The 11306-nt window shown below is 52.7% G+C and carries 13 protein-coding genes; all 13 read left to right on the plus strand.

What is annotated here, in order from left to right; translation table 11 throughout:
- Positions 1 to 36 precede the first annotated feature (36 nt).
- Entirely contained in the window at positions 37 to 780 is a 744-nt protein-coding gene (locus FIM25_RS01590; protein WP_246051950.1) for a FliA/WhiG family RNA polymerase sigma factor, read from the plus strand.
- Positions 781 to 799: 19 nt separating this feature from the next.
- Entirely contained in the window at positions 800 to 3067 is a 2268-nt protein-coding gene (locus FIM25_RS01595) for a CBF/MAK21 family protein (protein ID WP_139445488.1), read from the plus strand.
- Between the two features lie 88 nt (positions 3068 to 3155).
- Positions 3156 to 3461, plus strand: a complete 306-nt coding sequence (locus FIM25_RS01600; RefSeq protein WP_139445490.1) for a hypothetical protein — start codon at positions 3156 to 3158, stop codon at positions 3459 to 3461.
- 21 nt (positions 3462 to 3482) lie between these two features.
- Complete coding sequence (locus FIM25_RS01605; RefSeq protein ID WP_179953070.1) at positions 3483 to 3956, plus strand: DUF6115 domain-containing protein; 474 nt, start codon at positions 3483 to 3485, stop codon at positions 3954 to 3956.
- On the plus strand, positions 3956 to 5008 hold the full coding sequence (gene fliK, locus FIM25_RS01610) for a flagellar hook-length control protein FliK (protein ID WP_139445495.1): 1053 nt from the start codon (positions 3956 to 3958) through the stop codon (positions 5006 to 5008). The genes FIM25_RS01605 and fliK overlap by 1 nt, the downstream gene beginning before the upstream one ends.
- A 24-nt stretch (positions 5009 to 5032) precedes the next feature.
- A complete protein-coding gene (locus FIM25_RS01615; protein WP_139445498.1) occupies positions 5033 to 5338 on the plus strand; it encodes an EscU/YscU/HrcU family type III secretion system export apparatus switch protein in 306 nt (101 codons plus the stop codon).
- 164 nt (positions 5339 to 5502) lie between these two features.
- Positions 5503 to 6186 (plus strand): flagellar hook-basal body protein, encoded by a 684-nt coding sequence (locus FIM25_RS01620; protein ID WP_139445501.1) that lies wholly within the window; start codon positions 5503 to 5505, stop codon positions 6184 to 6186.
- 37 nt (positions 6187 to 6223) lie between these two features.
- Positions 6224 to 7006, plus strand: a complete 783-nt coding sequence (gene flgG, locus FIM25_RS01625) for a flagellar basal-body rod protein FlgG (RefSeq protein WP_139445503.1) — start codon at positions 6224 to 6226, stop codon at positions 7004 to 7006.
- Between the two features lie 10 nt (positions 7007 to 7016).
- Positions 7017 to 7952, plus strand: a complete 936-nt coding sequence (gene flgA, locus FIM25_RS01630) for a flagellar basal body P-ring formation chaperone FlgA (protein ID WP_179953071.1) — start codon at positions 7017 to 7019, stop codon at positions 7950 to 7952.
- A 289-nt stretch (positions 7953 to 8241) separates the two neighbouring features.
- Positions 8242 to 8943 carry a flagellar basal body L-ring protein FlgH gene (locus FIM25_RS01635; protein WP_246051952.1) on the plus strand — a complete coding sequence of 234 codons (702 nt, stop codon included), beginning with the start codon at positions 8242 to 8244 and terminating at the stop codon, positions 8941 to 8943.
- A gap of 28 nt (positions 8944 to 8971) precedes the next feature.
- On the plus strand, positions 8972 to 10081 hold the full coding sequence (locus FIM25_RS01640) for a flagellar basal body P-ring protein FlgI (RefSeq protein ID WP_139445509.1): 1110 nt from the start codon (positions 8972 to 8974) through the stop codon (positions 10079 to 10081).
- Positions 10082 to 10291: 210 nt separating this feature from the next.
- Positions 10292 to 10615, plus strand: coding sequence for a rod-binding protein (locus FIM25_RS01645; RefSeq protein ID WP_218961213.1), 324 nt, complete (start codon positions 10292 to 10294; stop codon positions 10613 to 10615).
- A 202-nt stretch (positions 10616 to 10817) separates the two neighbouring features.
- Positions 10818 to 11306, plus strand: a complete 489-nt coding sequence (gene flgN / locus FIM25_RS01650; protein ID WP_179953072.1) for a flagellar export chaperone FlgN — start codon at positions 10818 to 10820, stop codon at positions 11304 to 11306.

Below are 11306 nucleotides of genomic sequence, written 5' to 3' on the forward strand. Positions count from 1 at the left end.
TTCCCTGTGGGCAGACTTATATCAGAATGAAAGGGCGTGATTGTTTTGAAAGGGATTCTCTCAGCCGATGAAAGGGAGGCCATGATCGTGGCCCATGCGGATCTGGTCCGCAGTGTGGCCCTGCGTATTTCCATGCGCATTCCCCAGTCCGTTTCCCTGGATGAACTGATGAGTGCGGGCAGCCTTGGTCTTATGGATGCTGTGGATAAGTTTGATCCTGAAAAGGACGTGAAGTTCAGAACCTATGCCCAGTTCCGCATCAAGGGAGCCATTCTCGACGAGCTGCGCAGTCTGGACTGGTTTTCCAGATCCCTGCGTAAAAAGGCCCAGGATGTGGAAAAGGCCCTCGCCGGGGTGGAAAGGGCGTTGGGAAGGCCTGCGGAGGAAAGCGAAGTGGCAGAGGCCATGGGCCTTTCTCTGGAAGCCTATCAGGATGTTCTTGCAGAAATTCACAGTGCTGCCCTTCTGAATCTGGATGCCAGTATCCGGGGAGCAGATAAGGACAGGGATTCGGGAAAATCCTTTCAGGATCAGCTGACGGGTCCGGACAACCCGGAAGACCGGTTTGCAGAAGAAGAGATGAAGGCCCGCATGGCAAAGGTGATAGCAGGTCTCTCGGAAAAGGAACAGCTTGTGCTTTCTCTTTATTACTTTGAAGATCTGACATTAAAGGAAATCGGTGAGGTGCTGGACCGTACCGAATCCCGTGTTTGCCAGATTCATTCCGCAGCCCTTGTAAAAATGCGCACAAGACTGCGGGGAGCTGAAATGGATGTCTGAAGAATAAAAGGGGCTGGGCATGGCGGAAAAAAATGGAAAATCCGGAATTGATCTTGAGATCGGTCAGGATGACATTGATGATCTGCTGCGTGGTCTGGAAACGGAGGCCAGGGGGCTGGATGCTGCGGGCGGGCATGATGAAAAAAAAGGCGGGGTTGCGGAGGCAGCCGCAGAAGCCTCTTCCGCCGGATCTGATTTTGATACGGTCACCCAGGATGAAATTGATGCCTTTCTGCGGGGGGATTTTTCCGTTCCTTCCCCTGAAACCAGAACCCCGGAAACAGATGCTGCACATTCCGGGGAGGAGGCGGACCCCTTTGCATCGGGAATGGTGGGGCAGGCGGATATTGATGCCCTGTTTGCGGGCAGTGATTTTGGTGCGCCATCCGTTCAGGAAACAAAGCCTCCTGTGGAAGATGATTTTGGCAGCGACACCCTGAGTCAGGACGACATCGAAGCTCTTTTTTCCGGTGGTGGTTCAAAACCGGAAGCAGCACCCCCTGCAACAGCCCTTCCTGTGGAAGATGATTTTGGCAGCGACACCCTGAGCCAGGACGACATAGAAGCTCTTTTTTCTGGTGGTGATGCAAAACCGCAATCAGCGGCCCCTGCACCAGCCCCTCCTTTGGAAGATGATTTTGGCAGTGACACTCTGAGTCAGGATGATATAGAGGCCCTTTTATCGGGAGATGGCGGCAAAAGCGCCCCTCCACCGGAAACGCCAGCGGCTCCTGAAGATGATATGGGCAGTGACACCCTGAGTCAGGATGACATAGAGGCCCTTTTATCGGGAGATGGCGGCAAAAGCGCCCCTCCACCGGAAACGCCAGCGGCTCCTGAAGATGATATGGGCAGTGAYACCCTGAGTCAGGATGACATAGAGGCCCTTTTATCGGGAGATGGCGGCAAAAGCGCCCCTCCGTCGGAAAAGCCAGCGGCTCCTGAAGATGATATGGGCAATGCCACCCTGAGTCAGGACGATATAGAAGCCCTTTTATCCGGTGGCAATGCAAGCTCGGAAACATCACCGCCACCGGAGGATTCAGAATGGGATAAGGACAGTCCTGCAATTTCTCAGGATGAGCTTGACAGACTGATGGGTCTTGCTGCGCCGGAATCTCCCGCACTGGAAACTGACATACCCCAGGAGGACCTGTCTTTACCTTCCTATGAAACAGAAGAGGGTTCGAATCTTCTTAGTCAGGATTTCCTTGATACCCTCCTTAAGGCACACCAGGCAGAACAGGCTGCAAAGACAGCAATTGCTGAGCCGCAGAAAGAAAAGAAGGTGCTTGCAGAGGATAAGGGAGAAGATGATTTCATAGGGCAGGATGACATTGACCGTCTTTTATCCGGCATGGGGGAAGAAAAAAGCAAGGGGGATGTGGAAGAGGATCTTCTGATTTCCCAGGATGACATTGAAAAACTGCTGGGTAACACTGCATCGTCTGAGGGCGGAGGGGACGGTGGAGAGGCGGATCCGGATGCAGAACTGCTGATTTCTCAGCAGGATCTTGAAGATCTGATGAAAGATGTGGTGGTGGAAGATTCGTTTCTATCAGAAGAATCTGCCCGGGAAGAAAGGCCTTTTCAGGAGGGTAAGGAGGTTCTCAGTCAGGAGGATCTGGATGCTCTTCTGAACAACATGGAGGATGAGGCAGAGGCAGTTGTAGATTTTGATGGAATACCCACGGAGTCTGCTTCCGAAGAATCACCTGTGCAGGAAGAAAAGCCCGCACCTGAAGAAAAAAAGCCTCAGGAAGAGGACCGTGTGGTTCTTATGCCTGTGGATGAAAAAAAAGCATCTGAAAAAAAGAAGCGGAAAAAATGGCCCATGGCGCTGGCTGCGGGCATTGCCTTCCTGATGATGGCTGGGGTGGGTGGGTGGTGGTTCTTCGGTTCGCCTGTGGAGGAGGTCTTCATGGCAGAATCCGTAATTCCTGAATCTCTTCCTTTGGAGGAAAGTCCTTTGCCGGTTCAGCCTGCCATTGTTTCTCTGGGCCTTCCCGGTTTTATTGTGCCTTCTTCGCCGGGGGTTACCCACACGGCCTACCTCATGGCAGATCTCTCCATCGACCTTTCCCAGCAGGCTGCCATATCTTTTGAGAAAGAACCCGCCCGTTTCCGGGATGTGATTTTTCAGTCTTTGAAAAGGGCTGTGGATGCATCTAAAAATACGGAAATTACGGAAGAAAACTTGCAAAAGAGCCTGATTGATGCTCTAAATGAGTCTTTCCATGACGCTCCGGTACTCCGGGTGGTCTTTACCCGCATTTCCATTGGTTGATCTTTCATAAAGGGCTTCTTATTTTTATGAAAAAGTCCTTAAGGGCTTTGTTTTTTGATTTAAGAAACCTTTTTAAGGGGAGGCCATCATGACGACCATACCCAATCTCAATATGGTGATTCAACAGGGAGGGGCCGTACGGGAAGCCCATAATCTTAAGGCGCAGCCCTATGATTCCTCCCAGGCTGCCAATGCTGTACAGCCGGAGCGGGATGCCCGCAGGCGTGAAGAAGTACAGCTCAGCGAAGAAGCCTTTAAAGCAGGGAGAGATGGTAAGGAAGGCAGGCAGGAAGGCCGGGATTCGGAAAAAAGGGAAGGGCAGGAGAAGCAGGAGAAAGCGTTGGAAACGCAGCACTCCGGAGGCGTGGGAAGTCTTGTGAATACCCGGGCCTGACATCTTTTGGAAGAGGACTCTGTGGATACGCTTCTTTACTGGGTTGCCATACCCATGGTGGCCAATATTTTTCTGATATTTTTTGTGATTCTGAGTCTGCGTCGTCTGATGCGCCGCCTGGAGGATGAGGCCGTGCATAAGGCGGTGGACCGTGTGCTGGCAAGCCTTGCTCCACTGGTGGATCAGGCACGGAATCTTTCCATGGCCTTTGATGAACAGCTTCGGGAGAAGCAGCGTCTTATTCATAGCCTGAATGAAAATCTGGACCGCAGAATCACAGCTTTAAGTCTTATGGTGAATCGTGCGGAGGCCACTTTGAAATCTGCTGAAAGTCAACGCCATAACAGTGAGTCCATGGATTTGCAGGGTGCTGTTCTGGATCTGGCAGATCAGGGCAGGGATGCGGAACGCATTGCCAGGGAGCTGGCCGTCAGTCCCGGTGAAGTCAGCCTTATTCTGGATTTGAAACGTAAACTGGATGCCCTTTCCCGCTGATGTCATTTTCCCTGTCCCTCTCATCCCTTCCGGGAATCCGTGAACAGAGCCGTCTGGAAGCCCTGCTCAGGCCCGGAGCCCGTTACAGCGCAAAGGTGGCAGCGGGCCTTGCCGATGGCAGGGTGCGTCTGAGTTTTGCGGGCCAGACTCTTCTGATTCGTCCGGAAAAACCCCTTGTCCCCGGTTCTTTTGTGGAGCTGCGTATCCATGCTACTCCCAAAGGTCCAGTTCTGGAAATTCTGCCCCAGTCTCTGAAAGATGAAAAAACAGCCACCCTTTCTTCCCGGGATTCTCTTCAGGATAAAACATCTTCTCTGTCCGGACAGGCATCTGCTGGCCGATCCGTCCACGGGGCAAGGCCCATGGGTCGTATGCTGCAGCTTTTTTCCTCCCTTGTGCAGGGCAGGAGTATGCAGGCTTCAGGCTCTGAAAAAAAAGGAGTTTCTCTGCCTTTTTTATCCATGGCTTCCGATATTAAGGCAAATCAGCAGGCTTTGACCTCACTGGTGCGATCTTTTTTCCATGAGCCTTCAGCAATGCGGGAGCCTTTGTCTGCAGGATTCAAGGACGACATGCTTTTTTCCCTTGCTGCCCTTGCTGAAAAAGAAGGAGGAAAGGAAGCTTCTGAGCTGGTGCAGGATTTTAGGGAGATGATTGCCAGAAATCTGGTGGATCAGGGTCGTATTTCCCTGCCTCTGCCTTTAAGCATGGACGGAATTTTTTTTATGGGCCGTTTTTTCATGGATCTTGGAGAAGGCGGCGGAGGGGATTCGGAGCCGAAGGTTCTCCGTGCCGGTCTGTCTTTGGATCTGGAAAGTCTTGGCCGTATCCGGGCGGATGCCCTCCTTTTCGTTAAAGAGCTGCAGCTGGGTTTTTGGGCGGAAGATCCTGAGGTTTTAGCCCTTTTTGAAGAAGAGATGCCTGAGCTGGTGCAGCGGCTTAAGGGGCTTGGTTTCCGGGTTCTTCCCGTAAGGTATCAGCTTCTGGAGAATAATGATGTCTGGGAGGAGGAGGGTGCTGTACCGGGAGATGGCTGGGGGGTGGTTGTATGATTTCTATGGTGCGGGGGAAATCCGATGGCGGAGGAAAAGGGAAAGGGTGGTAAGGGGCCGCTCAAGGCTGTGGCTCTTCGTTATAAGGTGCTGGAGGATGCGGCTCCCAAGGTCATGGCCAAGGGCCGGGGAAGTATTGCCAGAAGAATCATGGAGCTGGCGGAAGAACATGGTATCCCCGTGAAGGAAGACCGGGATCTTGTGAATCTTCTGGAAGCGCTGGATGTGGGAAAGGAAGTGCCGCCGGAGCTGTATCAGGTGGTGGCGGAGCTTCTGGCCTTTGTTTACAGAACAGGAAAGAAAACGAAAGCCCTGATTCCATCCGGGTAGTTTTTTCCCTGCCCTGTCAAAATTGCCGGGCAGCCTGCGTCAATGAAGTGGCGTAAATTCTTGTGTAAGGTGTCATGGAATTCTTCAAAGGGCCTTTTGCGGGCTTTTGAGTTTCATGGCATTTTTTTTGCTTTGAATCAGGTCAGAGCGAAAGGGAGGACGCCATGATTCTTCAGATGACACGCCCTGTGCAGGGTGGCCTGCGGCAGGAAAGACATTTTGAAAACACATCCAATCACCTGGCCAATGCGGATACGCCGGGTTTTAAAAAAGACATTGTATCCTTTGACAAGGCTTTCAGGGCACAGCTCCATACGGATCTCACCCAGGGACCGGTGCGTATGACGGGCAATGATCTGGATTTTGCCCTGGAAGATGAAGGTTTTTTTGTCATCGAGACCAACAGGGGACCACGGTATACGCGGAACGGTAACTTCACGGTGAATGCCGATGGTTTTCTGGTGACACAGCAGGGTGAAGCTGTCCTTTCCGGTGGTGCGCCTCTGGGTGTGGCCGATGGCCGGGTTTTTGCCGATGCCCAGGGCAATATTTTTGTGGATGAAGAACTGGTGGGAGCCCTTGATGTTGTCACCTTTGGAAACCTTGAAGGGCTTGAAAAGGAGGGGAGAACCCTTTTTCGTTACAAGGGCGATGATGCAGATGCTTTGCCGCCACCCAACATAAGGTTGAAGCAGGGGGCTTTGGAAATGGCCAATGTGGAGGTTGTGGAGGAGATGAGCCATATGATTTCCATACACCGCATGTATGAAATTCAGCAGAAGATGATGATGACCATAGATGAGATGGACACCAAGGCCATCACGGAGCTGGGACGTTCGCCAGCCTGATGGCTGTTTTACCTGTTTTTAATGAAGGGAGGACCCCATGATAAGAGGTCTATGGACGGCTGCCTCAGGCATGGTGGCTCAGCAGATGCAGACGGATGTCATTGCCAATAACCTTGCCAACACCAATACCACGGGCTTTAAAAAAAGCCGGGCTAATTTTCAGGACGTGATGTACCAGACCATGCTGGTGGCCGGAGCCATTACGCCGGGTGGCGGTCAGATTCCTTCGGGTATTCAGGTGGGTATGGGGGTGCGTCCTGCCAGCGTGCAGAAGGTATTTACGGAAGGGGATTATACCCAGACGGGCAATGACTTGGATTTTATCATTGAAGGCAGGGGGTTTTTTCAGGTGATGCAGAACGGGGAGCCTGTGTATACCCGTGCCGGTAATTTCTCAAGGGATGCTGAGGGTTTTATCACCACCCCTGCCGGGGATCGCTTGCAGCCTGAAATTGCCATTCCGCCGGAAACCATTCTGGTGACTCTGCAGTCCAATGGCCTGCTTACGGCCCATGGACAGGGCGATGAAATTCTGGTTCAGGAGCAGATCACCATCCATAATTTTGTGAATCCTTCGGGGCTTTTTGCCATGGGGCAGAACCTTTTTCGTCCTACGGAAGGTTCAGGTCCTGCCATTGAAGGTATTCCCGGAGAAGACGGACTGGGCACCCTTGCCAACAACTATCTGGAAATGTCCAATGTGAGTGTGGTGGAAGAGATGGTGGGCATGATTGTGGGACAGCGTGCCTATGAAGCCAACTCCAAGAGTGTGCAGACGGCCGATGCCATGCTGGGACTGGCAAACGGCCTCAAGCGTTAGGGGTGAAATTATGAAGCGTATCGTACGGATTTCCGGATGGATACTGTTCTGGCTGATTATGGGAAGTGCTGTGTCTTCTTCTGCATCGGTGCGGGTGGTGCTTCCGGAGTCTGTACGTGTGACGGGGGATGAAATTCTTCTGGGGGAAGTTGCCCGTATAGAGGGTACTTCAAAGCTTGATAAACTGGTTCTGGGGCGAAGCCCAAGGCCTGGTCATTCCCTTTCCCTTCCGGGAAGCCGCATCCGTATTCTGATTTTACGGGAATTTCCCGATGCGGAACACGAAATCCCAGGTGTACTGAGGGTGGAGCGGCCGGGGCAGAGTATCTCCGAGGAAAGGGTGAAGGTTTTGCTGCAAAGTTCCATGCGGAAAAGATATCCTGGCGCTTCCATTGAAATCAGGGATCTGCGCCTTCAGGGGCAGGATACCTTTGCATTGGGCAGGCTGACCCTGGGGGCCTTGGAATTTTCCGGTACGGGAAGTCGTATCCGGGGACAGTTTCCTGTTTTTGTTGACGGGCAGTCCATGGGGAATCTCCGTTTTGCCGCCCAGGTGGATCGCATGGGCAGTGTGGCTGTTGCGGTCCGTACGATGGAGAGGGATGCCGTCATTGGTCCTGATGATTTGCGAATGGAACGCAGGAATCTTTCTGAGCTGCGGGATGATGTGGTTTTGGATGCTGAGGCTGTCTATGGGATGGCTGTCCGCTTAAGAATCAGTGCAGGAGATGCCCTTCGGGCGGACCGGCTGATGGTCCCGCCTCTGGTACGGCGGGGAGACCGGGTTCGGATGGTGGTGCAGAGTGAGACCCTTATGGTTCATACCGCAGGTCAGGCCCTCAGGGATGGGGGGATGGGGGAACGCATACCCGTGGAAAATCTTCGTACGGGCAAGGTTGTACAGGGAGAAGTGACGGCGGCAGGGCAGGTACGGCTGGCTTTTTAGTGGAAAGTTGGGAGTTGGAAGTGGAGAGTGGAAAGAAAGCTTTAAAAGGCATTATGTCCATTGGTTTTTCCTAAATATTTTATACTCTACAGGGCTATTTTTGAAACGCCGTCCCTTAATGAAAGGTCACAAGAACAGTGCTGATAAGTATTGTTCAAATTGTCAAATATCCTATGAATGGCCGAGTGGAGTATAATCTCGGAAATAGCCTAAAGATACTGAGGTTTACTGGTCTGGGATGGCATAAAAGATACTGGAGTCAGGAGTAATGACCCGAAGGAGGCGAGGGATGCAAAATACAATGGGGCTGAATTCTATATTGGCGGGTTTCTGTCTTTTTCTAATGGCAGGTTGTGCAGCCCAGTCCGTACCCCAGGCAGCTCTGGTGCCTCAGCCCATGGGCATGGAGGCGCCGCCAGCATTTTTTGGGGCTGTGCCTCCACCGGAGGGATCTCTCTGGAGTGATTCAGGAGATATGCTCTTTACGGATCAGCGGGCCAGACGTGTGGGGGATACGGTTATTGTGGATATTGTTGAAAATGCCACTTCCCAGGTGGCGGCCAACACCAACCTGAAGAGGGAAACCACTACAAGGGCAGGTATACCCAATGCTTTGGGTCTTACTTCGAATCTCGGAGGCAACATTGATGCGGCCAGCCTTTTTGAAGCCAACACCCGGACCGAGCTGAAGGGTTCCGGTCAGAGTGACAGGTCCGGCCGTATCACCGCATCCATCGGAGCCCGGGTCATCAAGGTCATGCCCAACGGAAATGTCATGGTCTATGGCAGCCGGGAGCTTAAAGTCAACCATGAGACGCAGTTTATCACCGTTTCCGGGGTAATCCGGCCCAAGGATATCGGATCGGACAACCGGGTGCAGTCCACGGTGCTGGCCGATGCCCGTATTGAATATTCCGGCAGGGGCGTGATTGATGAAAAGCAGAGGCCCGGGTGGATGACACGCTTTGTTGACAGATACTGGCCATTTTAGAGAATACCGAAAGAACCCGGAGGATGCCATGGCGCATGATTATACAAAAAAGAGCATCTTTTTTCTGCTGAGCCTTCTGGTATGGGTGCTGGTTTTTCCTGCGCACGGGGCGAGAATCAAGGATATGGCCGCCTTTCAGGGGGTGCGTTCCAACCAGCTTCTGGGGTACGGCATTGTGGTGGGCCTTGATGGCACAGGGGACAAGAATACCCCCCTCACCACCCAGGCCCTGGCCAGTATGATGGACCGTATGGGTATCAGCATTGACAGGAACCAGATCAATGTCAAAAACGTGGCAGCGGTCATGGTAACGGCCAGCCTGCCTCCCTTTGCCCGTGTGGGTAATAAGATAGATGTGACCATTTCTTCCATGGGAGATGCCAAAAGCCTTGCGGGGGGCACTCTTCTGCTGACTCCCCTCAAGGGGGTGGATGGTAATGTCTATGCCCTTGCCCAGGGTGCCATCGCTCTGGGGGGGCATGGTGCTGATGGTGCCGGAGCAGCCAGGGTGAAAAATCATCTGCTTGTGGGGCGCATTGCCGGAGGTGCCTCTGTGGAGCGGCAGCTTCCCTTTGAACTGAACGGCAGATCCAGCCTGACCCTTTCTTTGTATCAGCCGGATTTTACAACGGTGATCCGGATGACGGAAGCCATTAACAATGCCCTTGGCAAGCCCCTTGCCATGGCACTGGATTCCGGAGCTGTTCAGATTCATGTGCCTGAACACCTCCAGTCTTCCATTCCCATGTTCATTGCAGGTATTGAAGCCCTGGAGGTGAATCCGGATATGCCTGCCCGCATTGTGGTGAATGAAAAAACAGGTACGGTGGTCATCGGAGAAAATGTAAGGATATCCACCGTTGCCGTTGCCCATGGCAATCTCAGTATTTCCGTGCGGGAGATGGCAAGGGTGAGTCAGCCTGAGGCCTTTGGTGAAGGTGAAACCGTTGTTGTGCCGGAAACCGAGATTGATGTGGATGAGGAAATGGCCAAGGTCATGCTCATGGGCGGCGGGGCCACCATTGGTGAGCTTGTGCGGGCCCTGAATGCCATCGGTGTTACACCAAGGGATATGATCAGTATTTTTCAGACCATCAAGGCTGCCGGAGCCTTACAGGCGGATCTTGAGATTATTTAGGGTCTAAGGTCCTTAAAGACATTAAAGACGGGCAGGCACAGGGGTCTGCCCCTACAACACCTTTTACCCTCACAGCCTTTTTTAAAGACCTTAAAGGCTCTAAACCCGGCAGGCCTCTGGTGCCTGCCTTCATTAAAGACCCTAAAGACTCTAAAGACCTTAAAAAGTTTAAGCACCTTAATGGAAGTTCAAACAGCAGGGAGATGCCCTATGCGCCTGAATAGCGATGTACAGATGTCTATGGTTTCGGAGTCCCGGCTGGCCGGGGATGCAAAGGCTGCGGCCAGGGCTGCTGAAGATGCCAGACTGAAGGAGGCATGCGCCGGTTTTGAAGCTATTATGCTGCAGACCATGCTGAAGGGTATGCGGCAAACTTTGCCGGGGGATGGTATTTTTGGTCAGGGACAGGCCGAGGAGATCTGGCAGTCCCGGCTGGATCAGGAGCTTGCTGAGCGCATTTCCAAGGGAGGCAACAGTCCGGGGCTGCGGGATTTCCTTTACCGGCAGCTTTCAAGGTCTGGCGGGGACGGCTGATTTCAGGTTGATTCATGCGAAGCAGAGAGCTTTAAAGCTCTGGCACATATTATGCAAAAAAACTTATGCAGAGGCTCGGATATGCCGATCTTCTGCATAGGTTTTTTTATGCCCTTTTTGATTCGGCTCATGTTTTTTCAAAAAAAACGGCAGGGCATCCTGAATATACATCATCGCTTTATTCAGCATGGAGGAGGCAGACATGACACTGACAACGGAACTTCAGAGCCTTTACAATGAAAAAATTGCCTGCTTTGAGAACCTTCTTTCCGTGCTGGATAAAGAAGCAGATATTCTTAAATCAGGAGATGTGGCCCCCCTCTGGCCTCTGGCTGAGGAGAAGCAGAAGGCCGCCGGAGCCATCATGGAAGTAAGGGAGCGCATCAAGCAGGTCATGGTCAGGGCAGGCAGGCCGCTGGATGTGGAAGCCATTCACTTCCAGTCCCGGGTGCTCAAGGACAGGCTTTCCCACGGAGAGCAGGCAGATCTGGAGCCTTTTTTTCTTAAAGCAGAGGATCTGGGGCAACAGGTGCGCAGCGCAGCAGATGCCAATATCACCTATGTCAGTCTCTGTCTGGATGTGGTGGGTGAAATGATGTCCGTATTCATGCGGCCGCAGAAGCAGGCGGGCTATGACCGCAGCAGTCGTATGACCGGAACCGGAAACGGGTATGTCAACCGGAGGGTCTGA

Origin of the sequence: Desulfobotulus mexicanus, assembly GCF_006175995.1 — a bacterium.
GTDB lineage: Bacteria > Desulfobacterota > Desulfobacteria > Desulfobacterales > ASO4-4 > Desulfobotulus > Desulfobotulus mexicanus.